22 protein-coding genes are annotated in these 23,834 nt (G+C 71.8%); 7 read left to right on the forward strand and 15 right to left on the reverse strand.

Going from position 1 to position 23,834, the window contains the following annotated elements; translation table 11 throughout:
* Position 1: 1 nt before the first annotated feature.
* Genes AACH10_RS22915 through AACH10_RS22925 form a run of 3 tightly spaced genes read right to left on the reverse strand, consistent with a single transcriptional unit; the run spans position 2 to position 3,259 of the window.
* Positions 2-1,123 carry a substrate-binding domain-containing protein gene (locus tag AACH10_RS22915; protein ID WP_341412870.1) on the reverse strand — a complete coding sequence of 374 codons (1,122 nt, stop codon included), beginning with the start codon at positions 1,121-1,123 and terminating at the stop codon, positions 2-4.
* A 6-nt stretch (positions 1,124-1,129) separates the two neighbouring features.
* Positions 1,130-2,542 carry a TAXI family TRAP transporter solute-binding subunit gene (locus AACH10_RS22920; protein WP_341412871.1) on the reverse strand — a complete coding sequence of 471 codons (1,413 nt, stop codon included), beginning with the start codon at positions 2,540-2,542 and terminating at the stop codon, positions 1,130-1,132.
* Between the two features lie 9 nt (positions 2,543-2,551).
* The gene (locus AACH10_RS22925) at positions 2,552-3,259 is read right to left on the reverse strand and encodes a GNAT family N-acetyltransferase (protein ID WP_341412872.1); all 708 of its coding nucleotides are present in this window, start codon (positions 3,257-3,259) and stop codon (positions 2,552-2,554) included.
* 114 nt (positions 3,260-3,373) lie between these two features.
* Here AACH10_RS22925 and AACH10_RS22930 point away from each other — a divergent pair, with 114 nt between their 5' ends.
* Complete coding sequence (locus tag AACH10_RS22930) at positions 3,374-5,047, forward strand: putative bifunctional diguanylate cyclase/phosphodiesterase (protein WP_341412873.1); 1,674 nt, start codon at positions 3,374-3,376, stop codon at positions 5,045-5,047.
* A 10-nt stretch (positions 5,048-5,057) separates the two neighbouring features.
* Here AACH10_RS22930 and AACH10_RS22935 read toward each other — a convergent pair whose 3' ends face one another.
* Entirely contained in the window at positions 5,058-6,437 is a 1,380-nt protein-coding gene (locus tag AACH10_RS22935; protein ID WP_341412874.1) for an MFS transporter, read from the reverse strand.
* Between the two features lie 200 nt (positions 6,438-6,637).
* Here AACH10_RS22935 and AACH10_RS22940 point away from each other — a divergent pair, with 200 nt between their 5' ends.
* Positions 6,638-7,642, forward strand: a complete 1,005-nt coding sequence (locus AACH10_RS22940; RefSeq protein ID WP_341412875.1) for an XdhC family protein — start codon at positions 6,638-6,640, stop codon at positions 7,640-7,642.
* Here AACH10_RS22940 and AACH10_RS22945 read toward each other — a convergent pair whose 3' ends face one another.
* Complete coding sequence (locus tag AACH10_RS22945) at positions 7,643-8,305, reverse strand: ABC transporter ATP-binding protein (RefSeq protein WP_341412876.1); 663 nt, start codon at positions 8,303-8,305, stop codon at positions 7,643-7,645.
* 59 nt (positions 8,306-8,364) lie between these two features.
* On the opposite strand from AACH10_RS22945, the gene AACH10_RS22950 reads away from it, so the two are divergent.
* Positions 8,365-8,742, forward strand: coding sequence for a hypothetical protein (locus AACH10_RS22950; protein ID WP_341412877.1), 378 nt, complete (start codon positions 8,365-8,367; stop codon positions 8,740-8,742).
* Positions 8,743-8,820: 78 nt separating this feature from the next.
* The gene (locus tag AACH10_RS22955) at positions 8,821-9,423 is read left to right on the forward strand and encodes an ATP-dependent Clp protease proteolytic subunit (RefSeq protein ID WP_341412878.1); all 603 of its coding nucleotides are present in this window, start codon (positions 8,821-8,823) and stop codon (positions 9,421-9,423) included.
* Here AACH10_RS22955 and AACH10_RS22960 read toward each other — a convergent pair.
* The 9 genes from AACH10_RS22960 to AACH10_RS23000 all read right to left on the reverse strand — a co-directional run bounded on the left by AACH10_RS22960 (position 9,408) and on the right by AACH10_RS23000 (position 19,596).
* Complete coding sequence (locus tag AACH10_RS22960; protein WP_341412879.1) at positions 9,408-10,028, reverse strand: DNA-3-methyladenine glycosylase I; 621 nt, start codon at positions 10,026-10,028, stop codon at positions 9,408-9,410. The two genes, AACH10_RS22955 and AACH10_RS22960, sit on opposite strands and share 16 nt — an antisense overlap.
* 40 nt (positions 10,029-10,068) lie before the next feature.
* Positions 10,069-13,266, reverse strand: a complete 3,198-nt coding sequence (locus AACH10_RS22965) for a DEAD/DEAH box helicase (RefSeq protein WP_341412880.1) — start codon at positions 13,264-13,266, stop codon at positions 10,069-10,071.
* Between the two features lie 27 nt (positions 13,267-13,293).
* Positions 13,294-13,599, reverse strand: coding sequence for a hypothetical protein (locus AACH10_RS22970; RefSeq protein ID WP_341412881.1), 306 nt, complete (start codon positions 13,597-13,599; stop codon positions 13,294-13,296).
* Positions 13,600-13,654: 55 nt separating this feature from the next.
* Positions 13,655-13,912 (reverse strand): sulfur carrier protein ThiS, encoded by a 258-nt coding sequence (gene thiS / locus AACH10_RS22975; RefSeq protein WP_341412882.1) that lies wholly within the window; start codon positions 13,910-13,912, stop codon positions 13,655-13,657.
* A 67-nt stretch (positions 13,913-13,979) separates the two neighbouring features.
* Positions 13,980-15,410 carry an NAD(P)/FAD-dependent oxidoreductase gene (locus AACH10_RS22980; RefSeq protein WP_341412883.1) on the reverse strand — a complete coding sequence of 477 codons (1,431 nt, stop codon included), beginning with the start codon at positions 15,408-15,410 and terminating at the stop codon, positions 13,980-13,982.
* A 74-nt stretch (positions 15,411-15,484) separates the two neighbouring features.
* Positions 15,485-17,332 (reverse strand): aldehyde ferredoxin oxidoreductase family protein, encoded by a 1,848-nt coding sequence (locus AACH10_RS22985; protein WP_341412884.1) that lies wholly within the window; start codon positions 17,330-17,332, stop codon positions 15,485-15,487.
* A gap of 29 nt (positions 17,333-17,361) precedes the next feature.
* On the reverse strand, positions 17,362-17,835 hold the full coding sequence (locus tag AACH10_RS22990) for a 4Fe-4S dicluster domain-containing protein (protein ID WP_341412885.1): 474 nt from the start codon (positions 17,833-17,835) through the stop codon (positions 17,362-17,364).
* Between the two features lie 238 nt (positions 17,836-18,073).
* A complete protein-coding gene (locus AACH10_RS22995; protein ID WP_341412886.1) occupies positions 18,074-18,877 on the reverse strand; it encodes an ABC transporter ATP-binding protein in 804 nt (267 codons plus the stop codon).
* Positions 18,874-19,596: an ABC transporter permease gene (locus AACH10_RS23000; RefSeq protein WP_341412887.1), complete on the reverse strand. Its 723-nt coding sequence runs from the start codon at positions 19,594-19,596 to the stop codon at positions 18,874-18,876. The genes AACH10_RS22995 and AACH10_RS23000 overlap by 4 nt, the downstream gene beginning before the upstream one ends.
* A gap of 179 nt (positions 19,597-19,775) precedes the next feature.
* Here AACH10_RS23000 and AACH10_RS23005 point away from each other — a divergent pair, with 179 nt between their 5' ends.
* Genes AACH10_RS23005 through AACH10_RS23015 form a run of 3 tightly spaced genes read left to right on the forward strand, consistent with a single transcriptional unit; the run spans position 19,776 to position 23,447 of the window.
* A complete protein-coding gene (locus AACH10_RS23005; protein ID WP_341412888.1) occupies positions 19,776-20,447 on the forward strand; it encodes a glutathione S-transferase family protein in 672 nt (223 codons plus the stop codon).
* Positions 20,448-20,457: 10 nt separating this feature from the next.
* Complete coding sequence (locus tag AACH10_RS23010) at positions 20,458-21,882, forward strand: AAA family ATPase (protein ID WP_341412889.1); 1,425 nt, start codon at positions 20,458-20,460, stop codon at positions 21,880-21,882.
* Entirely contained in the window at positions 21,879-23,447 is a 1,569-nt protein-coding gene (locus tag AACH10_RS23015; protein WP_341412890.1) for a VWA domain-containing protein, read from the forward strand. The genes AACH10_RS23010 and AACH10_RS23015 overlap by 4 nt, the downstream gene beginning before the upstream one ends.
* A 28-nt stretch (positions 23,448-23,475) precedes the next feature.
* On the opposite strand, the gene AACH10_RS23020 is transcribed toward AACH10_RS23015, so the two are convergent.
* The gene (locus AACH10_RS23020; RefSeq protein WP_341412891.1) at positions 23,476-23,814 is read right to left on the reverse strand and encodes a 2TM domain-containing protein; all 339 of its coding nucleotides are present in this window, start codon (positions 23,812-23,814) and stop codon (positions 23,476-23,478) included.
* Positions 23,815-23,834: the final 20 nt, after the last annotated feature.

Consider the following 23,834-nt stretch of genomic DNA (forward strand, 5'->3'; position numbering starts at 1 on the left):
CTCAGCCCGCCGCCTGCGGGTGCTTGGCCACGCGGAAGTGCCACCACGGCAGCGCCTGCGTCAGCGACAGCACCTCGCCGCCGTGCCAGGGGGCGTAGCCGGGCAGGGTGCTCAGCGTGTCGTGCCAGGCGCGGCTGGCCAGGGTCTCGCGCAGCTTCAGCACGGCGGGATGGTCCAGCGCATCCTTCAGGCACACGAGGAAGTAGTCCTCCTCGACCAGTGGCACGAAGTCCAGCCCGAACTGCCGCGCCGCGGCGGCCAGGCCGGGGCCCACGTCGGCCTGACCGCTGGCCACGGCGGCGGCCACGGCCACATGGCTGTCTTCCGGTGCGTCGTTCCAGCCCCGGATGCTGCCGGCCTCGATGCCGGCCTCGTCCACCAGGTGATCGAGCAGCAGCCGCGTGCCCGAGCCCGGTTGGCGGTTGACGAAGCGCGCCGTGCTGCCGCTGATGTCGGCCAGGCCGCGCAGGCCCAGCGGGTTGCCCGGCGCCACCATCAGGCCCTGCATGCGGCGCACGCAGCCGATCAGCTTGTGCACGCCGGGCTGCAGCAGCGGCTTCATGACCTTGGCGAACACCGGCGAGCCGGCCGGCAGTGGCGGCACGTGGAAGCCGGCCACCAGGCAGCGGCCCTGGGCCAGCGCGGTGAGGGCGTCCACGCTGCCGGCGAAGCGCAGCTCGATGTGCAGGCGCTCGGCGCTGCTGGCCCGGTCGCGCAGCAGTGGCAGCGCCAGGTCATGGCTGGCCAGGATGGGCAGCACATGCTGGTCGCCATCGAGCGCCTCGTCGAGCACGCGTTCCAGCTCGGCGCGCAGTGCCTCGATGTGCGGCGTCAGCCGGGTGCGGGCGCGCGTCTCGGCCCACAGCAGGCGGTCGGCAAAGGGCGTCAGCCGCGCCGGCTGGCCCTGCACCCAGGTCAGCAGCGGCTCGCCCAGCGTCTCCTCCCAGCGCTTGAGCGCGCCCCACACATGGCGGTAGCTGGCGCCCAGGGCCTTGGCGGCATGCTGGATGGAGCCATGCTCGCGCACCGCGCTGAGCAGGTCGAACAAGGGGTTGTGCAGCACCGCGCCACGCTGGTCGGTGGCCTCGAAGCTGTATTGCAGGTGGACGCCGCGGGTCTTCATCGGCGGTCATTGTTGCAGCCGGCGCCGCACCAGCTGGATGTGGCTGCGCAGCGCGTACAGCGCGTCGGTGTGCGACAGCGGCACGGTCACGTCGCTGACGCGGCGCTCGATCTCGTCCAGCTCGGCCAGCAGCTCGGCGGCCGGGCGCCGGCCCTGGGCCGCCTCCACCGCGCGCAGCCGCGCATACCAGCGGAACACGCGCGAGCGGATGCGGAAGTCGTACAGCGGCGGCAGCACGCGCGACAGCGGGATCAGCACCGCCACGATGGCCAGCACCACCACCCACATGCGGTCGGCCAGGTTGGCCAGCCAGAACGGCAGCCAGCGCTGCAGCCAGGGCGGGCCGCTGCGGTAGAAGCGCTGGGCCTCGGGCGCCAGCGGGCGCTCGGTGTCGCCGGCGTTCGGGAACTCGCCCTTGCGCTGGAACCAGCCGGCGCCGCCGTGCACCTGCTGCGCCGCCTGCATGAACAGCTGCACCAGCGCCGGGTGCAGGCCCTCGCGCGCCACCAGCGACGCGGTGGGCGCCACCAGGTGCGCATCGGCGGCCGGCAGGTCGGCGGCCAGGTCGGCCACGCCGCGCGGCAGCACCACCGGGCTCAGGAAGGGCAGGCGCCGCGCATGGGCCTCGCTGTGCGCCAGGCTCATCAGCCCGATGCCCGGCGTGCGCAGCAGCATCTGCACCATCGGTGATTCGGGCGCCGAGGCCAGCGCCAGCGCGTCGAGCCGGCCTTCCAGCAGCTCCACCACGGCCGGTGTGGTGGGCAGGTTCGACAGCGTCAGCGCCGCGGGCGCCACGCCGTTGAGCGCCAGCAGCCGCGCCATCAGTGGCGGCACGCCGCTGCCGGGCGCGCCCACGTTGAGCTTCCAGCCGGCCAGCTGCGACAGGCGGTCGAAGGCCGGCGGCGCGCCGGCGGGCGCGGCCGGCTGGCGGGGTGGCGGAGCCAGCAGGCGCCGGGCGCTGTCGTGGCGGTAGAACAGCCACACCGGCTCGTAGAACATGCGGCCCAGCGACAGCAGGCCGTCGCCGTCCTCGTCGCCGGTGCTGCCGGGGGACACACGCTGCGCCGCCAGCTCGTCGGCGCCGCCCTGCACGAAGGCGATGTCCACGCCCGAGCCGGGCTCGCGCAGCAGGGCCAGGTTCTCGGCCGCGCCCTGGGTGGCGCGCAGCTCGACCCGGATGCCGTGGCGCGCCAGCTGCTCGGCGTAGCGCTTGCCGAACTCGGCATACGCGCCCTGCGCGATGCCGGTGGCCAGCACCACACGGCGCGGTGGCGAGGGGTCCAGCCAGCGGTAGGCCAGCGCCAGCAGCAGCAGCCCGGCCAGCAGGAAGGGCCCGGCGGTCAGCGCCAGGCCGCGCAGCGCCGACAGCGTGGTGGGCATGCGCACCACGCTGTCGGCGCGGGGGCGGGGTAAGGTCATGCGGCCATGCTAGCCGCGGATGTGGCGCGAGCGAGCCGCGGTGGCCGCGGCCGACGATTCGGCCGCCGCCGCGATGGCCTGCTGGCCGATCACCGCCGGCACCGGCCAGACGCGCTGAGCCACGGTGTCGAAGGGTGAGCGGTGGCGTGCCTCGGCTTGCCACTCGGCGCGGGTGATGCCGAACTCCTCCAGCATCACCTTGTGGCCGGCCTCGTGGTCGCGCAGCACCAGGTCCAGCGGGCGCAGGCCGCACAGGCGCATCAGCTGGCACGAGGGCTTGTTCTCGGGGGCGGCGGCGCCCACCAGCATGTCCACGTTGCTCAGCGCGAAGGCCGCCGACACGCACAGCCGCCCCAGCTCCAGGCTGTAGCGGCCGTGCCAGAAGCGGTCATGGGTCCAGATGCCCATCTCCACCGCGCCGGGGCGGGTGGCATGCGGCAGGAAACGGAACAGCGAGATCCAGTCTCCAGTTTCCTTGACCACGGCCGATATGCCTGCAAGGCGACCCTTGCGGGCCGCCTCGACGATCACGGACATGCGATCCAGCACATCGTGCTCGGCCTCGGGCCGGGACCACAGCAGATGCTGGTTGAACAGGGGGTTGCGGCTGGCCTGGTAGAGGGGCCAGGCATCGCTCAGGGCCACAGGCCGCAGGGCGATGCGACGGCTGTGGGCGCGCTCGAGCTCGAGCGTCAGCTGGTGGAAGTCGAAGTTCATGGGCCGGCTTGTTTCGTTCAGCGGCGGGGCGCGAAGCCCCGCGTGAAGGAATGGCCGGCAGCAGTTGGGTCATCACGAAGTAGGTACTGCATGCGTCGCGACGAGATGGGTTTGATGTTGGAATCTGTCGACGCCATGGCGCTTGACCACCTGATCGGACAGGCTGGCGAGGCGGTGATCCATGTCGATGACCAGTGGATCGTAAGGTTCTGTAACCGCGTCTATCTCGAAAATATCGGGCTGCAACGCCACGAAGTTCTCGGACGGACGCCGTTCGAATACCAGCCGGGGTTTGAACGTTCGATCTTTTTCAGCTGCATCGAGACCTGCCGGCGCGAACGCAAGCCCGCAGCGCGCATCGGCTACTCGACGATCCTCAAGCGCTGGCTGATGGTGCGGGTGTTCCCCTGCGACGGCGGCACCATGATGCTGGCCAACGACGCCTCCGAGGGTGTGGTGCGCCAGTACCAGCTGGCCCAGCGCGCCGCCCAGGACGAGCTGACCGGCCTGCCCAACAAGCTGCAGCTGCTGGAGGTGCTGGAGTCGCGCCCGCCCGAGGCCGCGCCGCTGCGCCTGGCCGTGCTGGGGCTCGACCGCTTCCGCCAGGTGATCGACGCGCGAGGCTATGCCGGCGGCGACATGGCCATCCTGGAGATCGCCTCGCGCCTGCAGTCGGCCACGCTGCCCGACGAGCAGCTGTTCCGGCTGACCGGTGACGAGTTCGCGCTGCTGCTTCCCGACGGCGCTGCGGCCGACGAGCGGCTGGACGTGCTGGTGGCGCGCTGCAGCCTGCCGGTGGTGCTGGAGGGCACGATGTTCGTGCTGGGCGCCACCGCCGGCTGTGTGCCGGCGGTGGCCGGCGCGGGGGTGTCGGCCGAGCAGCTGATCAAGCAGGCCGCGCTGGCGCTGCGCCATGCCAAGAAGGTGCGGCGCGGCGGCACGCTGGCCTACCAGCCGGCGCTGGAGGTGGCCTCGCAGCAGCGCGCCGGACTCGAGTCGCAGCTGCGCGCGGCCATCGAGCAGCAGCAGTTCACGCTGGTGCTGCAGCCCAAGGGCCGGCTTGACAGCGGCCATGTGGTGGGCGCCGAGGCCCTGATCCGCTGGCAGCATCCCGAGCGCGGCATGGTGTCGCCGGCCGAGTTTCTGCCGCTGGCCGAGGAATGCGGACTGATGCTGCGCATCGACCAGCTGGTGCTGGAGATGGCGGTGCAGCAGGTGGCGGCGCTGCGTGCACTGGACCTGGCCATGCCGGTGAGCATCAACCTGGGTGTGGACTCGCTGGCCGACCCCACGCTGGCCAGCCGCGTGCAGACCGCGCTGGACGCCGCGGGCGTGCCGCCGGTGCTGCTGGAGGTGGAGGTGCCCGAGGGCGCGGTGATGAAGGACGTGGACACCAGCGCCCAGGTGCTGGCGGCACTCGGCGCCATGGGCGTGGCCATCAGCATCGACGACTTCGGTACCGGCTACTCCTCGTTCGCGTACCTGGCGCGCTTTCCGGTGCATGCGCTGAAGATCGACCGCTCCTTCGTGGCCGACATGCAGCGCAACGGCGCCAGCCTGAAGATCGTGCGCGCCATGGTGCGCCTGGCGCACTCGCTGCAGATGCAGGTGGTGGCCGAGGGCGCCGAGACCGAGTCCGAGATCGAGCAGTTGCGCCGCATGCGCTGCGACCAGGTGCAGGGCTACGGCTACGGCCGGCCGATGCCGCTGGACCGCTTCATCGACTTTGCGCGGGGCCACCGGCCGCAGGCGCTGGCGCCGGCGATGCCCGATCCGATGATCGTCTGAGCCGGACCGGTCAGGCCGCCGTGGCCAGCGGCCGCGGCGCCGGGGCCCAGCGCGGCAGCAGCCAGGCCACGGCCAGCGCCAGCGCCGCGAACAGCGCATGGCTGGCGGCGCCGGCGCGTGCCAGGTCGGCCGCGGCCGGCTCGCCGTGCGTGGCCGTCAGCGTGAAGTACAGCGTGCCCACCGCGGCCACGCCCAGCGCATTGCCGAACCACTGCACGCTGCCCACCAGGCCGGCGGCCAGGCTCAGCTGACCGGCGGGCGCGGCGGCCACCGCACGGGCGATCAGCGGGCCCATCACCAGACCCATGCCCAGGCCGGTGAGCACCATCGGCGCCAGCAGCAGGCCCAGGGGCTTCTGCGTGGCCAGTGCCAGCGCCAGCAGGCCATGGCCGCTGGCCAGCACCAGCGCGCCGGCGGCCAGCAGGTCGCCCCGCCAGCGCGCGGCCAGTGGCCGCGCCCCGAAGTTGGTGGCCAGGAAGCCCGCCACCATGGCGCTGAACACCACGCCGGCCCAGTGCGGCGGCAGCTGGTAGAGGCTTTGCAGCGTCAGCGAGAAGATCAGCATGAACGAGGCCACGCTGGCGTAGAAGGCCAGCACCGTGCCCAGCGCGCCGACGAAGCGTGGCTCGAACACCGCCAGCGCCACCAGCGGCGCCTGGCCCGAGGCGGCCAGTGCCTGCTGGCGCCGGCCGAACAGCGCCAGCCCCAGCACGCCCAGCAGGGCCGGCAGCAGCAGCCAGGCCGGCCAGTGCAGGCGGCGGCCCTCGATCAGCGGCAGCATCAGTGCCACCACCGAGCCGGCCAGCAGCAGCACGCTGGCCAGGTCGATGCGGCGCGGCAATCCGTCCGGGCCGCGGTGCCGCCGCAGGCGCCAGGCCACCGTGGCGGCAAAGCCGGCGCTCAGCAGGAACTCGGCCCGCCAGCCCAGGCGGGCGGGGTTCAGTGCAATCAGCGCGCCGCCCACCAGCTGGCCCAGGCCCGAGCCCAGGCCCAGTGCCGCGCCATAGCCGGCGAAGGCGCGCTCGCGCGCGGGGGCGTCGGGCAAGCGGCCGATCAGCGCCAGCACCTGCGGCGACAGCAGCGCCGCGCCCAGGCCCTGCAGCGCACGCGCCGCGATCAGCTGCCAGGGGGCCTGCGCCGCGGCGCAGCCCAGCGCGGCCAGACCGAACAACGCCATGCCGGCGCGGAAGCCGCGCAGCGGCCCCAGCCGCTCGCCGAGGCGGGCCCCGGCCACCAGCGTGGCGCCGAACATCAGGCCGAACACCGCCACGCACCATTGCAGTTCGCTGGGGCTGGCCTGCAGCGCCGCGCGGATCGACGGCAGGGCGACGCTGATCGCGAAGAAGTCGAACGTGATCAGAAAGGTTCCGGCTAGCAGCAGGGCGGTCATCGGCGGTACGGCTCAGGTGCAGATGCCAGCCGCAGCGGCCGGGCGCCGGGGCAGTGTAGCGGCCGGGGCCGGCTGTCGCCGGGGCGCACAGCCCGCCCTTGCCCCTACGCGCAAGACCGCATGGTGGGCATGGCAAGCTTGTGTTTTGATGACGCATTGCCCGGTCGATCCGCGCCCGGGCCCCGTCAGACGCAGGAACCATGGACAACGTCGATCTCAACGTGCTGCGCCAGATCACCCAGTGGGTGGCGGCCGGCCACCGCGTGGTGCTGGGCACCATCACCCGCACCTGGGGCTCCGCCCCGCGGCCGCCCGGCTCCACCGTGGCGGTGCGCGATGACGGCCTGATCGCCGGCAGCGTGTCGGGCGGCTGCATCGAGGACGACCTGATCGACAAGGCGCGCGGCGGCGTGCTGGCGGCCGGCGTGCCCAAGGTCATCCGCTACGGCATCGATGCCGATGCCGCGCACCGCTTCGGCCTGCCCTGCGGCGGCCTGATCGAGCTGGTGCTCGAGCCCGTGCTGCCGCGCACCCGGCTCGACGAGCTGCTGGCCCGCCTGGCCGACGGCCAGCGCGTGCGCCGCGTGCTGACGCTGGCCACCGGCGAGGTGAGCCTGCAGCCCGCCACCGATACCGACGAGCTCGCGCTCAGCGACACCACGCTCACCACCCACCACGGCCCGCACTGGCGGCTGCTGCTGATCGGCGCCGGCCAGATGACGCAGTACCTGGCGCAGATGGGCACGGCGCTCGGCTACCAGGTGATCGTGTGCGACCCGCGCGAGGAATACGCCGAGGGCTTTGCCATCGAGGGTGCCACGCTGCTGCGCACCATGCCCGACGACACCGTGCGCGACCTGCGCGTGGACGGGCACACCGCGGTGATCGCCCTCACGCACGACCCGAAGCTGGACGACCTGGCGCTGATGGAGGCGCTGACCAGCGAGGCCTTCTACGTCGGCGCCATCGGCTCGCGTGCCAACCAGGCCAAGCGGCGCGAGCGGCTGAAGGAGCACTTCGGCATCACCGACGCCCAGCTCGACCGCCTGCACGGCCCGGTGGGACTGAAGAACGGCGCGCGCACGCCGCCCGAGATCGCGGTGAGCATCCTGGCCGAGGTGACGGCCGTGCGCTACGGCTTCCGCGTGCCCGAGCCGGTGGCGGTCAAGGCGCAGGCCGCGGTGGAAGCCGGCTGCGTGACCTGATCACCCGGCCGCCGGCGGCATCACGACCGAGGCCGTCAGCGGCAGCACCTCGTCCAGCGGCTCGCCGCTGGCGATCAGCACGGCGCGGCCCTGCGGGTCATCCGCCAGATCGGCCAGCGCCTCGAACAGGTGATCCACCGAGGCCGCGTCCAGCCCCGCCGTGGGTTCGTCCAGCAGCGTCAGCGGGCATCGCGCGGCCAGCGCCGCCGCCAGCCACAGCTTGTGCCGCGTGCCGGTGGACAGCGCCAGCAGCGGCTTGCCCAGGTGCTCGGCCAGCGCGAAGGCCTGCACATGGCGGGTGAACGTGGCCTCGTCCCAGCGCGCATGGCGCTGGCGCAGCGCGGCCACCAGGTCGGGTGCCGGCATCGGGTCGTCGCGGCCGGCGCGGTGGTCGAACGCGAAGACGGCGGTGCGCCAGGTGGCCGAGCCCGGCGCGCCGTGCACACCGTGCAGCGTGATGCGGCCGCGCTGCGGCGTCAGCGCACCGGCCACCAGGGCCAGCAGCGTGGTCTTGCCGCAGCCCATGTCGCCCCCCAGCGCCGTGACGCCGGCCGGCACCGCGGCGCTGAAGCCGCGCAGCAGGGCGGGCTGGCCGGGGTAGGCAAAGTGCAGGTCGTCCAGGTGCAACAGCGCTGCGGGCGGGGGGCGGTGATCGGCGTGCATGGGGCGGCATTCTGGCCGGCGATGCGGCCCGCCTGCCGGCCCCGCGACAATCCGCGGCGATGAGCCAAGACGACTACCAGATCCCCATCCCGCCCTCGTTCGAGGCGGTGTACCGCGACCCGCGCGGCCGCCTCACCGTGCCGCTGGCCGAGTTCCGCGCCCGCTACGAGCTGTGCGAGGACATGGCCCAGCTGCTGGTCGAGCGCAGCCAGGAGGTGCACCACGGCCAGGGCGTGTCGGAGGACATCATCCTGCAGCGCACCGAGGACGGCCTGGCCAGCGACGGCGCCGGTTTCAGCGCCGCCGAGGCGCGCTGGGTGGTCACGCGCCTAGCCGAACTGCTGAACTGGCCGTGGGCCCACCGGCCGATGCCCGAAGACGCGGCGCCGGAGTCGACCGACGAGGACCGGGAACACCGGCGTCATCCCCGGTTCTGAGCACGCTGCTCGGGCAGCCGCGATGGCTTAGCATGCGGCCATCCCTCCATTGACCCCCCTTTCGCGGGAGCCCTCGCCATGATGCAGCCCCAGCTCGCCACCAAGAACGACAAGACCGCCGACGCCGAACGTGCCGGCGGCGACCGCCTGGAAGACCAGCTCAGCTTCAAGAGCCGCTTCGTGCTGGTGTTCGGCGAGATCAACGACAAGCTGGCGCAAGCCACCTGCCGCCGCCTGCTGGCCCTGGCCGCCGACAGCGACGCACCGATCACCATGCTGATCAGCAGCCCCGGCGGCCATGTGGAATCGGGCGACGCCATCCACGACATGATCCGCTTCGTCAAGGCGCCGGTCACCACGGTGGGCACCGGCTGGGTGGCCAGCGCCGGCGTGCACATCTTCCTGTCGCCCCCCAAGGAGCGCCGGCTGTGCCTGCCCAACACGCGCTTCATGATCCACCAGCCGGCCGGCGGCGCCGGCGGTCAGGCCAGCGACATCGCCATCCAGGCCCGCGAGATCCTGCGCACCCGCGAGCGCATCGCCAAGGTCATCGCCACGCAGACCGGCAAGCCGCTGGACACCGTGCGCGCCGACATGGAGCGCGACTTCTGGATGAGCGCCGACGAGGCGATCAGCTACGGCATCGTGTCCAAGGTCATCGAGCGTCAAGACCAGCTTTGAGCCGGTGATGTGAACGCCCGCCGCGCGGCCTCCACCCGCGCGCGGGTGATGCAGCCCTCGGCGTGGTCGTTCACCAGGCCCATGGCCTGCATGAAGGCATAGACCGTGGTCGGGCCCACAAAGGCCCAGCCGCGTTTCTTCAGCGCCTTGCTCAGCGCCACCGATTCCGGCGAGGTCGCCGCACCCACATCGGGTGACGGCCGCTCGGGCGGCGGCCGGTGGCGCCACACGAAGGCGGCCAGCGAGCCGGCCTCCTGCACCAGCGCCTGCGCGCACTGCGCGTTGTGGATCACCGCCTCGATCTTGCCGCGGTGGCGCACGATGCCGGCATCGGCCAGCAGCCGCGCCACATCCTGCTCGCCAAAGCGCGCCACGCGATCGAACTCGAAGTTGGCGAAGGCCGCGCGGAAGTTCTCGCGCTTGGCCAGGATGGTGCGCCAGCTCAGACCCGACTGGAACGCCTCCAGACTCAGCTTCTCGAACAGCCGCCGGTCATCGGCCACCGGGTAGCCCCATTCCTCGTCGTGATAGGCCAGGTACTCGGGCGTGGCCAGGCACCAGCGGCAACGCGGCTGGCCGTCGGGGGCGGGGAGGGTGAAGGTCATGACTGCAAGCCTTGTTGGACGGGGGTATCACCGGCGCGGGCTACACATCGCGCAGCACGCTGAACTCCTGAAACAGGTGGACCGGCAGGGCCGTAGCGAGTTTCCAGGTGATGCTCATGGGCCGCTCGCCTTCACTTCTGACCAGGGTGACTGGACCGCAGGCGCGATAGGGCATGGACCGGCTCGCCCGGACAAAGAGCTGGAAGCGCCAGCCGTTGCCCGGGCTGCCCAGATAGCGTCGGCCGGCCACGGTTTGCGGACCTGCCGTGTTCTGGCTCTGCCAGTGAAACAGGTCGGGACTGATGGCGTAGTCCTGATAGGCGATGCCGTCGTGATAACCCTCGCGCTTGTCGAGGGTGACGAATAGCAGCTCTGTCTTGCGCTGCTGCAGGGCCAGCACGCCCGCCTGGAAGGGGGCACGCGCCGTTGCAGTCAACCAGCCCACGGCCGTCAGCACCTCGCGCACCTGGTAGGCAGCATGCAGGCACAGCGGCGTGTCTTCCAGGCCTGAAACTGGTTGGTGCAACACTGTGCTGCGCGCCTGCAGCACGTCGGCCAACTCGCCCAGTTCTTCGGTGACCGGCCGATGGGCGGCCAGGCGCGCCAGAAAGGCAGCTGCGTCGCCGACCTGACCGTGCAGACCATCTACCTGATAGGCCAGCATCTGCAACAGCTGGACCGCCTGGGTCTCGCGGACCGGGGCGGCGGCCGAGGCACCGATGCGGGCCATCAAGCCCAGGCGCAAGGGATCGTCCACATGCCGCAGTGCCGCCATGCGGCGGCCGAAATAGGCCTCTTCCGGTCCGGGCTCGCTGGCGAGCAGGCCGGCATCGCGGCGCAGCAGGGTCCAACTGCTGCGGCCCGCATCACGATAGATCTCGTCCAACGACACCAGTTGGTCATGCATGAACTCGGCCAGCGCGGGCGTACGGCCGCCGCGCAGCGCCGAACTGGCCAGCAACTCCGCGCGCAGCCGCGACCAACTCTGCTGGGTGAGCGTGCGCAGACTGCGCAGCACCTGGTCGCGGGTCTGGCGCTGAAGGTGGATGTGACAGCCCGGTGGCAGGTGCCCGAAGCCCTGCTCCACGTTGGCCAGAAGCTCCCTGCGTGACTGGCCGGTCAATCCCGATAGCAACCGATCGAAGCGGAAGTCGCTGCGGTGTTGGCCCACGAAGTCGAGCACCAGGCAGGCCGCTTTGCCCGCATCCAGCCGCAGCCCGCGGCCAACCTGCTGCTGAAAGACCACGGGGCTTTGCGTCGGGCGCAGCAGCAGCAGCGTGTCCACGAAGGGCAGGTCCACACCCTCGTTGTACAGGTCGACCGTGACCAGGGCGCACAGTTCGCCCGACGCCAGCCGCTGTGGTGCACGCCGACGCTCGTCGTCGGGGGTCTCGCTTGTAATGCAGGCGGCAGGCAGGCCGGCCCGATTGAACTGTTCCGCCATGAACCGGGCGTGCGCCATCGACACGCAGAACACCAGAGCCCGGCATTGCCGCGCATCGCTGGCCAAGCGCTGCCACTCGCGCAACACCAGCCGTGCCCGCAGTTGGTTGGCATCCACCACCTGGGCGATGGCATGCTGCTCACTGGCCCCGCGGCCCCACGGCACGGCCGAAAAGTCGGTGTCGTCGTCGCAGGCGTAGTACTCGAAGGGCGCCAGAAGTTGCAGATCCAGCGCACGCCACAGCCGCAGTTCCACGGCTGGGCGCCCATCGGGGCGCATGTCGAAGAATTGCGTGATGGGCAGGCCGTCGCCGCGCTCGGGTGTGGCGGTGAGGCCGAGCAGCAACGCCGGCTGGATGGCGCTGGCCAGGTCCGTGAAGCGATGCGCTGCGATGCGGTGGCATTCGTCGATCACCACGCTGTGCCAGTAGCCGGAACCGACACTGGCCACGACGCCACGGCTTGCCAGGCTGTCGATCGTGGCAAACAGGTGATCGTGCTGCGCAGGCTGCCGCCCACCGGCCAGCATTTCCCCGAACGTGCCATCGCGCAGCACCTCGCGGTAAGTGCGCAAGGCCTGGCGCAGGATCTCCTCGCGGTGCGCCACAAACAGCAGACGTGGCCGGCCGCCCTGCTGTTGACATGTGCGGCGGTAGTCGAGTGCCGCGACCACAGTCTTGCCGGTGCCAGTGGCGGCCACCAGCAGGTTGCGATGCCGACCATGAGCGCGCTCGGTCGCCAGTTGTTCCAGCATGTCCTGCTGATGCGGCGCCGGAACAATGTCGAAAAAGCCAGTGATCAGCGATGCGTCGGGCCGCGCATCGTCGCTCGCGCTACCGCTTCCAAACGCCTGGCGTGCGCGGCGCAAGGCTTCGTCCAGTGCCGCGCGGTGGGTCGGGACACCCGGCAGGTAGCGCTGGAACTCCGCGTCGTGCCACAGCGTCTCGAACGTGGCCTCAGCGCGTTGGAAGAGCGCCGCCTGCGCGCGCTGCGTCAGCTTGACCGTCCACTCTAGGCCACCGGTCAGCGCCGCGCCAGACAGGTTGGCGCTGCCGACATAGGCCGAGCCGAAGCCGCTGTTGCGATGGAAGACCCAGGCCTTGGCATGCAGCCGGGTGCGACGGCCGTCGAGCGAGACCTTCAGTTCGCAACCGGGCAACCCGGCCAGCATGTCGAGCGCTTCGGCCTGGGTGGCGCCGGTGTAGGTGGTGGTCAGCACGCGCAGGCGCACACGGGGCTGACCCTCTGCATTCAGCGCCGTGATCTGCTGCAGCACATCGGCCAGCTTGCGCACGCCCTCCTTGCGAATGAAGCTCACCAGGATGTCAACCCGATCGGCAGAGGCCAGTTCGTGCCGCAACTCCTGCAGCAGCGAGGGCGTGCCCTTCCCGGCGGTAAAGAGCCATGGCGCCGCCAGGCCGAGGCTTGGCGGCGCTGGAAACTGTCGGTCGCCGCGCCACGCCGTCAGCTGGCGCGGCGGCGCGGCAATCATGTCCACGATGTCCGCCAGATCCTGACCGCGTTGCAGTGCGCTGGCGCGCCGCCGCAGCTCGGCCAACAGCCCGTTGACCAGCGTTAGTTGGCGCTCCCGGCGCTCTTCGCCTTCACCGCCGACCTCTTCGAGGATCAGCGTCAGTTGCCGCGCCAGTGCCTCGGCCAGGGTCTGTGGCAGGTCGTCGACCAACGCCTCGGTGCGTGTGATGCCGGCCGGCAGCGTAGCGGCCAGCCGCTCAGTGACCAGCAACTCATAGAGCCCATCGGGCCAGCTTCTGGGGAGGTCAGCGCGCGACGCCATGCCGCGTATTCTGGCCGATGGGTCGCCTCACCCTCCCCCCCGCTGCATGTACAGATCGAAGTAGCGCATGAAGGCCTCGCGATCAGCCTCGGGTGTGGCGGGCGCGAAGCGGTAGTGGATCTGCATGCGCGGCATGCGGATCAGCGCGATCTGGCGCGGCGGCAGGGTCTGCCAGTCGATCGTCAGCGGGCCGCCAGGCAGGTCAACCGTGGCCTGGCCGGGGGCGCTCAGGCGCCAGGCCTGGTCGCGCACGGCGCCGGGCAGCCAGCCCAGCCATTCGGCCTCGGTGCAGCCTTGTTCGCGGCTGAACTCGGCGGCGTAGTGCGCTTGCATGGTGGGGCGGCGGGTCAGCGGGCCTGCACGGCGCGGCAGCCGGGGCCGGGCGGGATCAGCCGCCGGCCACCGGCGGCCAGATGGCCAGCACGTCGCCGTCGACCAGCGCACGCGTGGCGCGCTCCTCGGGCGGCACGAAGACGCCATTGATCAGCACCAGGTGCACCAGCTTCATCGGCAGGCCATAGGGCTCGATCAGCTGGAGGATGGTGCTGCCCTCGGGCACGGTGTCGAGTTGCAGCACATTGCCCTGGCGGCGGTCGGCGGGCAGGTACTCGGACAGGCTGGCGTAGAGCTTGAAGGTGATGCGCATGGTGGGCGGGGGCCAGCGGTCGGGTGAGGTGGGCGGGATCGGGCCGCGATGCTGCCCGATCCGGCCATCACTTCGCGTGCGCGGGGTCTTGCTGGGCCTGCGCGCTGGCCAGGTAGGCGGCCATCAGCTGCGTGGGGTCTTCCAGCAGGCGGGTCTTCCACTCGGGCTTCAGGCGCACGCCGCCTTCCACCAGGCCGCGCATCACGCCCACATGCTCGATGAAGCCGATGGCGTTGCAGCCGACCAGGTAGTCGTCCTTGAACTGCAGGCTGATGTGCTTGTCGGCGGCGCGGTCGGTCAGCTCGACATGCTGGCCGCCTTGCACGCCCTGCCAGTTGCCGAAGCTGCACGAGATCAGGCCCAGCGTGTCCAGCACGTTGATCTGGGTGACGCCCTTCAGTTCGGCCTTCTGGCCCACCATGTTCAGCGCGGCCACGCGCGCCTGCTCGGCGGCATTGGGCTGGATGGCGCTGACGATGGTGGTGCCGCTGACCTTGTCGAAGGCCTCGGCGCAGTCGCCCGCGGCGTAGATGCCTTCCACGTTGGTCTGCAGGTGCTCGTCGGTCAGCACGCCCACCAGGCAGCGGATGCCCGAGTGCTCGAGGAAGCCGATGTTGGGCTTGACGCCGGTGGCGCTGATGACCAGGTCGGCCTCGAGGCGCTGGCCGGTGGACAGGCGCACGGTCATCGGTGCGGCGGCCTTGGCGGGGGCGGCCGCAGCCGGGGCAGCGGCCGGCGCCGGGGCCGGCGCAGGCGCGGGCGCAAGGCCCACGGCCTGGGCCAGGCGGCTCAGCAGGCCGGGCTGGGGCGTGTGGCTGGGTGGTGGCACCAGGGCGGCGGCAGGCTCGTGCGCGGGCAGCGGGCGCTCGATGGCCTCGACGCGGGCGCCGGTGTAGACGGCCACGCCCTTCTTCTCGCACCAGTCCTTGATCATGCCGCCGGCGGTGGGGCCCATCATGCGCGGCACCATGCGGTCGCCCATCTCGACGACGCTGAGCTGCACGCCGCGCTGCTGCAGCGCTTCCATGATGATGCAGCCGATGAAGCCGGCGCCCATCTGCAGCACGCGGGCGCCGGGCTTGGCCAGCGCGGCGATGGCGCGTGCATCCTTCAGCGTCCAGCAGGTGTGCACGCCGGGGCCATGGATGCCGGGCACCGGCGGGCTGGCCGGGCTGGAGCCGGTGGCGATCAGCAGCTTGTCGAAGGATTCGGTGCTGCCGTCGCTGAGCGTCACGCTGCGCGCGGCGGCGTCGACCTTCGTGGCCTTGACGCCGCGGCGCAGCGTGATGCGCAGATCCTGGTAGTGGCTGACGCCGTGGCGCAGGTGCGTGCCGTCCTCACCCACCTTGCCGATCAGCAGGTAGGGAATGGCCATGCGCGAATAGGGCGCCTCGGGCTCGTCGCCGATGATGACGATCTCGTCGCGCGGGGCGTGCTTGCGGATGGTTTCGGCGGCGATCACGCCGGCCGGGCCAGCGCCCAGGATCACGTGTTTCATGTGAGGGACTTTCCAACGAAAAAGGGCGCGGGGCAGGCCCGCGCCCTGTGTGGTCTGCAAGCCGTGGCGGCCGATCAGAGGCCCAGACGCTCGCGGGTCTCGGGCTTGAGCGTGCCGTCGGCGTTCCAGCCGCGGGCGGCGTAGTACTTCGGCAGCATCTCGGGCAGCTTGTTCACCAGGCCCTTGGCCGGGCCGGTCTTGGCCGGCTCTTCCAGCAGGCGCTTGGGCAGCGTGTCGTCGGCGGCGGTGAAGCCGGCGGCGTTGTTGAATTCACGCTCCATGTTCCAGATGCGCTCACCGATCTTGGCCATGTTCTCAAGCGTGAACTCGGGGCCGCAAGCGGCAGCCACCTGCGGCGCCACGTCGGCCAGGCCCCAGGCGAAGCTGGTGAAGATGCAGATGCCGGCCGAGTCGAAGGCGGCGGTGGCGTCCTGGAAGGCGATGACCAGTTCGGGCTTGCCTTCGGCGGTCAGCGGATCGGTCTTGACCGGGATGCCCAGCACTTCCGATGCCACGGTGTAGCTGCGCAGGTGGCAGGCGCCGCGGTTGCTGGTGGCGTAGGTCAGGCCCATGCCCTGGATGCCGCGCGAGTCGTAGGCCGGGAATTCCTGGCCCTTGACGCTCATGCTCAACTCGGGGTGGCCGTACTTCTTGCACAGGCGTGCCGAGCCCTCGCCGATCTCCTTGCCGAAGCCTTCGCCCTTGGCGGTCATGTCGGCCAGCTGGCACAGCGCCTGGGCGCTGCCGAACGGGGCCTCGATGCCCAGCACTTCCTTGGTGATGACGCCCATCTCGTAGAGCTCCATCACCGCACCGATGGTGGCGCCGAAGGAGATCGGGTCCATGCCCTGCTCGTTGCAGATCAGGTTGGCGTACTGCAGCGCTTCCAGGTCGTTGACGCCGTTGGCGGCGCCCAGGGCCCAGGCCGCTTCGTATTCCAGGCCGCCCGAGGCACCCCAGTACTGCGGCTTGTTCTGCACGCTGAAGTGGTTCTGGTCGATCTTGGAGATGCGGCCGCAGGCGATGGTGCAGCCGAAGCAGGCCTGGTTGGTCACCAGGTGCTTCTTGCCGTCGGTGGCGCGCGGCGTGGCCATGGCTTCAGCCGAGATGTCCTTGGCGCCTTCGAACTGGATGTCGCGGTGGTTGCGGGTGGGCAGCGCACCGATCTCGTTGATGACGTTCATCAGCACCTGGGTGCCGTAGGTCGGCAGGCCCTGGCCGGTGACGGCGTTCTCGGCGAGGATCTTCTTCTTCTCGAAGGTGACCTGCATGAACTCCTTGGGGTTGGCCACGTTGCCCACGCCCTTGGTGCCGCGCGCGGCGATCGCCTTGAGGTTCTTGCTGCCCATCACGGCGCCCACGCCCGAGCGGCCGGCCGCTCGGTGCAGGTCGTTCACGACGGCGGCGTAAAGCACCTTGTTCTCACCGGCCAGGCCGATGCTGGACACGCGGGTCAGCGGGTCCTGGTGCTGCTTCTTGATGATCTCTTCGGTTTCCCAGACGCTCTTGCCCCACAGGTGCGAGGCGTCGCGCAGCTCGGCCTTGTCGTCCTCGATGGCCAGGTACACGGGCTTCGGGCTCGCGCCTTCGAAGATCACCATGTCCCAGCCGGCCATCTTCAGCTCGGCGCCGAAGTAGCCGCCCGAGTTGGAGCAGGCGATGGCGCCGGTCAGCGGGCCCTTGGTGACGACGGTGTAGCGGCCGCCGGTGGAGGCCATGGTGCCGGTCAGCGGGCCGGTGGCCCAGATGATCTTGTTGGCGGCGGACAGCGGGTCGACCTTGGGGTCGATCTCCTCGACCAGGTACTTGCTGGCCAGGCCGCGCGAACCGAGGTAGGCCTTCGCCCACTCCATGTTCAGCGGTTCGCTGGCCACCGTGCCGGTGGTGAGGTTGACGCGGAGGATTTTTCCAGCCCAGGACATGTGTCGGTGCTCCGGTGGGGGTCGGGGAATCAGGCGGCGGGCTGGTTGCCCAGCTTGTCGGCCCAGGCTTGCATCTTGTTGATGCCGGTCCAGTTGGCGTCGATGTAGGTGATGGCGCCGGTGGGGCAGGCGGTGGCGCAGGCCGGGTCGCCGCCGCACAGGTCGCACTTCTGCACCTTGCCGGTTTCCTGCACGTAGTTCACGGTGCCGAACGGGCAGCTGATCGTGCAGACCTTGCAGCCGACGCAGGTGGTCTCGTTGACGACCTTGGCGCCGGTGGCCTTGTCGACGGTGATGGCCTCCACCGGGCAGGCGTGCAGGCACCAGGCCTCATCGCACTGCGTGCAGGTGTAGGGCACCTTGCGGCCGGTGTGGTGGAAGTCGAACACCTTGATGCGCGACTTGGCCGTGGCGTAGGTGCCGTAGTTCTCGAACGAGCAGGCCATTTCGCATTGCAGGCACCCGGTGCACTTGTCCGGGTTGATGTGCAGGCTCTTCTGCATGGTGTTCTCTTCTCCGCGTTGGATCTTCGAAGGGGGGGAGCCGTGCCCGGTGCAAGCCTATGCACCAACGGTCCTATGCAATGATCTGCATAGCCGGTGACGGCGAGAACCTAGGCTTAACCCTGAAAACGTCCCGGTTTCGTGCGTGCCTGTTCCAGGCTGTGACGTTTGCCGGAGGTGGCGTCGATGCCGTTGCGAACGACTCGCATTCACCTGCGTGAGCAGGTGTCGGACGGGTTCAGCGCCAGGGCAGTTCGGCGTGCAGAAACTGCACCGCTTCGGCCGGCAGGCCGGCACCGTCGGCGCGGAAGAACTCGGCCACCGGGCGGTCGGCCAGCAGCCGGCCCTGGTCGAGGAACAGCACACGATCGGCCAGACGCTTGACCTGCCCCAGGTTGTGGCTGCTCATCACCAGTGCCATGCCGGCAGCGCCGAAGTCCTCGATCAGCTGCTCCACCTCGCGCTTGGCCGAGGGATCGAGGCTCGCGGTGGGTTCGTCGAGGAACAGGATATCGGGCCGCACGGCCCAGGCCCGCGCCAGCGCCAGGCGCTGCTGCTGGCCGCCCGACAGCGCACGTGCCGGCTGCGCGGCCAGGGCCTGCAGGCCCACGCGGGCCAGGGCCTCGCCGCAGCGGCCGGGGCGCTCGGCGGCCGGCACGCCGGCCAGCCACAGCGCCAGCGCCAGGTTGCGGCGCACCGACAGGTGCAGCAGAAAGGGCCGCTGGAAAAGCATCGCCGTGACCGGCCGGTGCTGCGTGGAGGCGCCTTCGGGTGAGAGCACGCGCTCACCTCGGTGGGGTGCCAGCAGGCCGTTGAGCAGGCGCAGCAGCGTGGTCTTGCCGGCGCCGTTGGCGCCCACCAGGGCGATGCGCTCGCCCTGCCGGATGTCCAGCGACAGGCCGTGCAGCGCCGGCGTGGCGCCGAACTGCACCGAGGCCTCGTGCAGGCGGATGAGCACAGGCGCCGGGCCCGTCGACACCCGCGGCCGGGCCTGCGACGGTGCGGCGCCGGCCATCGGCGCGCCAAGTTCGGCGGCGCTCATGCGGCTCCCGCCACGGCCAGCCCGGTGCCGGCCGTGCCGCGCCGGCTCAGGCCCACGGCCAGGTTCAGCAGGCCCACCACGCCCAGCAGCACCAGGCCCAGCGCCAGGGCCAGTGGCAGGTCGCCCTTGCTGGTCTCCAGCGCGATGGCGGTGGTCATCACGCGCGTGACGCCCTGGATGTTGCCGCCGACGATCATCACCGCGCCCACCTCGGCGATGGCACGGCCGAAGGCGGTGAGCAGCACGGTGGCCACGGCCCGCCGCGCGTGCAGCAGCAGCAGCGCGGCGCTGAGCAGGCGGCCGGCGCCCATGGCCTGCAGCTCGTCGCCGCCCTCGCGCAGCGCGTCCACCACCAGCTGGCGCGCCAGTGCGGCGATCAGCGGCACCACCAGCACCGTTTGCGCCACCACCATGGCCGCGGGCGTGAACAGGATGCCCCACGACCCCAGCGGGCCCGAGCGCGACAGCAGCAGGTAGACCACCAGGCCCACCACCACCGAGGGCAGGGCCAGCAGCGTGTTGAGCAGGCCGACCAGCAGCGCATGCCCCGGAAAGCGCGCCACCGCCAGCCACGCGCCCAGCAGCAGGCCCAGGCCGGCGCCCAGCGCCACCGCCGTGGCGCTGACGCGCAGCGACAGGCCCACCACCTGCCACAGTGCCGCATCGCCCGCGGCAATCAGCGCCAGCGCCAGCTGCACGCTCTCGGCCATTGATCCCATCGACTCGTTCGTTCCAGTTCGTCTGCAGGTCGGCCGGCGGGCGGCCGCCACGGGGCGCGATTCTCGTCGTCATGCCGGCCGGCCGCGATATGCACCGGCGTGCATAGCCCGCCACGCAGCGGCCATCCGGCATCATGGCCCCCCCTGCCTGTTCCCCCCCGCACCCGACGGACGCCGCGATGCTCGAACTGCACTACTACCCCAGCAATGCCAGCCTGGCGCCGCACCTGGTGCTGCTGGAGCTCGGCCTGCCTTTCACCAAGGTGCTGGTCGACCGCACGGTGCAGGCGCACAAGGCGCCCGCCTACCTGGCGCTGAACCCCAACGGCCTGATCCCGGTGCTGCGCGATGGCGAGCTGGTGCTGTTTGAGGCCGCGGCGATCTGCCTGCACCTGGTCGACCGGCCCGGCGCGCCCGACTCGGCGCCGCCGCTGATGCCGCCGCCGGGCACGGCCGAACGCGCGCAGGCCACCAAGTGGCTGGTCTGGCTGACCAACACGCTGCAGGCCAACCTGATCGTCTACTTCTACCCCGAGCGCCTGGTGGACGAGGGCAACACCGAGGGCGCGGCGCAGGTCAAGGCCCATGCCCAGGCCATGGTGGGCCGGCAGCTCGACATCCTGGTGGCCGAGTTCGAGCGCCACGGCGGCCCCTGGCTGCTGGGCGGGCAGTACAGCCTGTGCGACGCCTATGCCTTCATGTTGTGCCGCTGGACGCGCGGCTTCAGCGGGCCGGCCTCGGCGCCGGCGCGCGAGCGGCCGGTGCTGGCGGCCTGGCTGCAGCGCATGCTGGCGCGCCCGGCCGTGCAGCGTTTGATCGCCGACGAAGGCCTGGTGCCGCCGCTGGTGTGAAATCCGCGCCATGACCGTGCTGCCCGACCCCGCGCGCCTGCGCGCCCACCTCGACCGCCTGAACCAGGGCCTGCTGGAACGCGAAACCGCCGTGCGCCTGGCGCTGCTGGCGGCGCTGGCCGGCGAGCATGTGCTGCTGATCGGCCCGCCCGGCACGGCCAAGAGCGAGCTGGCGCGGCGCCTGCACCGCGCCTTCGACGGCGCGCGCTACTTCGAGCGCCTGCTGACGCGCTTTTCCACGCCCGAGGAGCTGTTCGGCCCGCTGTCGCTGCAGGCGCTGGAGGCCGACCGCTACGAGCGCCTGGTCGACGGCTACCTGCCCACCGCCGGCATCGCCTTCCTCGACGAGGTGTTCAAGGCCAACTCGGCCATCCTGAACGCGCTGCTGACCCTGCTCAACGAGCGCCAGTTCGACAACGGCGCACAGCGCCTGGCGGTGCCGCTGGTCAGCGTGATCGGGGCGTCCAACGAGCCGCCGGCCGATGAATCGCTGCAGGCCTTCCACGACCGCTTCCTGCTGCGCGTGCCGGTGGCGCCGGTCAGCGATGCGGGCTTCGCGGCGCTGCTGCAGCTGGACGCCGCGCCCGCCGACGAGGCCGCGCCACCGCCACCCATCACCACCGATGAGCGGGCGGCCGTGCGCGCCGCCGCTGCCCGAGTGACGCTGGGCGACGAGGCCCTGGCCGCACTGGCTGCGCTGCGCACGCAGGCCGCGGCGCTGTCGCTGCCGGTGTCCGACCGCCGCTGGCGCCAGCTGCTGGGCCTGATGCGCTGCGCCGCCGCCACCGAGGGCCGCGACACGCTGGACGCCATCGACCTGTGGCTGGCGCCCTATGCCGTGGCGCATGACGCCGACAGCGTGCCGCGCCTGCAGCAGTGGGTGGACGACGCCCTGCTGCGCCTGCCGCCGCCGGCCGATGCGCAGGACGGCCCGCTGCCCTGGCTGGGCCATGCGGTCACGGCCTTCGAGAAGCAGCTGGAACTGGAGCAGCGCATGCCCGCCGAGGGCGAGGACGATGCCGCCGGCAAGCTGGCGCTGGCGCGCTCGCTGGGCGGGCAGGACGGCGGCGAGGGCATGCACCGCATCGTCTCGGCCACGCTGGAGGCCCGGCTGGCGCGGCGCTGGAGTCCGGTGCACGTGGCCGCGCGCGTGGCCCAGGTGGACGAACTGCAGGCCCAGGTGCAGGCCGCGCAGGCCGAGCTGCAGGCCGCGCACGACGGCCTGGCCGCGCGCCTGGCCGGCCGGCTGTGGCTGCCGCCGGGCCTGGCCGCGCGCTGGCTGGGCCGCCACGGCGCCCACCTGCAGGCGCTGGCCGGCTATGCCGCCCGGCTGGCCGCCACGCGCGCGGGCTTCGCCGCCCAGCCGCAGGACGCCGGCCTGCCGGCCACCCCGCCCGAGCCGGTGGACCTGACACCGGCGCCGGCGCTGGCATGAACCCGTCGCAGCGCGCGGCGGTGGCCGAGGCGCTGGCGGCCCCGGACGGTCCCGCCACGCCCCGCACCCCCGCTGCGCCCTGCGAGGCGCCGTTCGACCGCCTGGCCGTGCTGCCCCGCACGCTGTGGCTGCCCACGCTGACCACCAGCGCCGGCCACAGCGCCGCGCGCCTGGCCGACGTGGCCACCTGGCGCGCCGCGCTGCTGGCCGGCGAGATGCCGCCGGTGGCGGCCGACTTCGGCGATGCCCAGGCCACGGCGCCACTGCGCCAGGCGGTGGGCGAACTGGGTCTGGCCGGTCTGGCGCAAGGCGCCGAGCCGCTGGCCGAGCAGGTACTGCGTACGCTGCTGTGGCACCTGGACCGCATCGCCGACCTGCAACCGCGCCTGAGCCGCGACGACGCCATCGCCAGCGTGGCGCGCGACTTCACCGAGGCCTGGACGCTCGAGCGCGCCGGCTGGGAGGAGTTGCTGACGCTGATGCAGGGCCTGGGCGACCTGGCGCGCCTGCGCTGGGACGAGATGACCGGCCTGCTGGCGCGCCGCGAGTGGCAGGAGGCGCTGCGCATTGCCGAGACGCTCAAGCATCTGCCCGAGCTGGCCGCGCTGATCCGCCGCCTGGGCCGCGCCGAGCGCGCCACCCAGCCGCTGCTGCCGCCGCCGTCACCACCGCCCACGCCCAGCGAGCGCGCGCGCCGCCTGCTGGGCCTGCGCGTGGTGCACACCACGCTGCCCGATGCGCCAGGCGAGCTGCGCGGCATCCGCCACACCGGGCGCATCGCGCAGATGCTGCCGGCCGAGGCGGCGATGCTGCGCCATCCGGTGCTGCACAAGCTGTGGCATGCGCGCTTTGCCGAGGCGCGGCTGCTGGGCTACGACAGCCAAGCCGTGCTGCACGACCTGCGGCCCGACCCGTCCCAGCGCCCGCGTGCCGACCTGGCACCGCCGCAGCCCGAGCCGCTGGAGCGCGGCCCGCTGATCCTGTGCCTGGACACCTCGGGCTCGATGCACGGCGCGCCCGAGGCCATCGCCAAGGCGGTGGCGCTGCAGGCCTTGCGCACCGCGCACGCCGAGCGCCGCGGCTGCGTGGTGATCGCCTTCGGCGGCCCGGGCGAGCTGCTGGAGCGCGAGCTGGCCCACACGCCGGCCGGCCTGGCGGCGCTGCTCGACCTGATGGGCCAGGGCTTCGACGGCGGCACCGACGTGCAGGCGCCGATCGAGCGCGCCATCGAGCGCGTGCACCAGGCGCGCTGGTCCAGCGCCGACCTGCTGATCGTCAGCGACGGCGAGTTCGGCTGCACGCCGGCCACGCTGGCGCGCGTGGATGAGGCGCGCGAGCGCCTGGGCCTGCGCGTGCAGGGCGTGCTGGTGGGCGACCGCGAGACGCTGGGCCTGATGGAGGTGGCCGACGACATCTTCTGGGTGCGCGACTGGCGCCGCCATGGCCCGGTGGACGCCACGCGCGGCGGCGGCACCGCCTTCAGCCCGGTGCACAGCAAGAGCCTGACCGCGCTGTACTTTCCCAACGCGCTGTCGCAGCGCGCGGCGCGCCACAAGCCGACCTAGCGGCGCGGGGCGCCGCCGGCGGGTGCCGTCACTTCTGCAGCACGGTCAGCAGCTCGGCGCGGCCCGGCTGCGTGCGCCGCACCCAGTCGTCGAACTGCTGGCGCGCCTGCTCGCCGTAGCGGCGGTGCACCCACAGCCCCACGGCGGCCACCAGGCCGATGACGAACAGCGTGCGCAGCGCCTTGGCCCAGGCCACCAGCACCGCGATGCCCATGCCCAGGGCCACCCACTTCACCCACCAGTGGCCGGGCGAGGTCAGGGCGTTGATCGCGAAGCACAGGCCCACCACGAACAGCGCCTTGAACGGCAGCAGCACCGCGCGGGCCAGGTCACGGACCGGACTGAACAGGTGGCGGAAGAGGCGCATGGCAGGCTCCGGGCAGCGGG

The organism is Pseudaquabacterium inlustre (genome assembly GCF_038066595.1).
Taxonomy (GTDB): Bacteria; Pseudomonadota; Gammaproteobacteria; order Burkholderiales; family Burkholderiaceae_C; genus Pseudaquabacterium; species Pseudaquabacterium inlustre.

Bases quoted from the DNA above. Each gene is read 5' to 3' on its own strand.
- AACH10_RS22930 (WP_341412873.1), top strand. From the start codon at position 3,374: ATGTTGGAATCTGTCGACGCCATGGCGCTTGACCACCTGATCGGACAG.
- AACH10_RS23015 (WP_341412890.1), top strand. From the start codon at position 21,879: ATGAACCCGTCGCAGCGCGCGGCGGTGGCCGAGGCGCTGGCGGCCCCG.
- AACH10_RS22965 (WP_341412880.1), bottom strand. From the start codon at position 13,266: ATGGCGTCGCGCGCTGACCTCCCCAGAAGCTGGCCCGATGGGCTCTAT.
- AACH10_RS22940 (WP_341412875.1), top strand. From the start codon at position 6,638: ATGGACAACGTCGATCTCAACGTGCTGCGCCAGATCACCCAGTGGGTG.
- AACH10_RS22990 (WP_341412885.1), bottom strand. From the start codon at position 17,835: ATGCAGAAGAGCCTGCACATCAACCCGGACAAGTGCACCGGGTGCCTG.
- AACH10_RS22945 (WP_341412876.1), bottom strand. From the start codon at position 8,305: ATGCACGCCGATCACCGCCCCCCGCCCGCAGCGCTGTTGCACCTGGAC.
- AACH10_RS23005 (WP_341412888.1), top strand. From the start codon at position 19,776: ATGCTCGAACTGCACTACTACCCCAGCAATGCCAGCCTGGCGCCGCAC.
- AACH10_RS22955 (WP_341412878.1), top strand. From the start codon at position 8,821: ATGATGCAGCCCCAGCTCGCCACCAAGAACGACAAGACCGCCGACGCC.
- AACH10_RS22950 (WP_341412877.1), top strand. From the start codon at position 8,365: ATGAGCCAAGACGACTACCAGATCCCCATCCCGCCCTCGTTCGAGGCG.
- AACH10_RS23010 (WP_341412889.1), top strand. From the start codon at position 20,458: ATGACCGTGCTGCCCGACCCCGCGCGCCTGCGCGCCCACCTCGACCGC.
- AACH10_RS22970 (WP_341412881.1), bottom strand. From the start codon at position 13,599: ATGCAAGCGCACTACGCCGCCGAGTTCAGCCGCGAACAAGGCTGCACC.
- AACH10_RS22920 (WP_341412871.1), bottom strand. From the start codon at position 2,542: ATGACCTTACCCCGCCCCCGCGCCGACAGCGTGGTGCGCATGCCCACC.
- AACH10_RS22995 (WP_341412886.1), bottom strand. From the start codon at position 18,877: ATGAGCGCCGCCGAACTTGGCGCGCCGATGGCCGGCGCCGCACCGTCG.
- AACH10_RS22925 (WP_341412872.1), bottom strand. From the start codon at position 3,259: ATGAACTTCGACTTCCACCAGCTGACGCTCGAGCTCGAGCGCGCCCAC.
- AACH10_RS22960 (WP_341412879.1), bottom strand. From the start codon at position 10,028: ATGACCTTCACCCTCCCCGCCCCCGACGGCCAGCCGCGTTGCCGCTGG.
- AACH10_RS22935 (WP_341412874.1), bottom strand. From the start codon at position 6,437: ATGACCGCCCTGCTGCTAGCCGGAACCTTTCTGATCACGTTCGACTTC.
- AACH10_RS23020 (WP_341412891.1), bottom strand. From the start codon at position 23,814: ATGCGCCTCTTCCGCCACCTGTTCAGTCCGGTCCGTGACCTGGCCCGC.
- AACH10_RS22985 (WP_341412884.1), bottom strand. From the start codon at position 17,332: ATGTCCTGGGCTGGAAAAATCCTCCGCGTCAACCTCACCACCGGCACG.
- thiS (WP_341412882.1), bottom strand. From the start codon at position 13,912: ATGCGCATCACCTTCAAGCTCTACGCCAGCCTGTCCGAGTACCTGCCC.
- AACH10_RS22915 (WP_341412870.1), bottom strand. From the start codon at position 1,123: ATGAAGACCCGCGGCGTCCACCTGCAATACAGCTTCGAGGCCACCGAC.
- AACH10_RS23000 (WP_341412887.1), bottom strand. From the start codon at position 19,596: ATGGGATCAATGGCCGAGAGCGTGCAGCTGGCGCTGGCGCTGATTGCC.
- AACH10_RS22980 (WP_341412883.1), bottom strand. From the start codon at position 15,410: ATGAAACACGTGATCCTGGGCGCTGGCCCGGCCGGCGTGATCGCCGCC.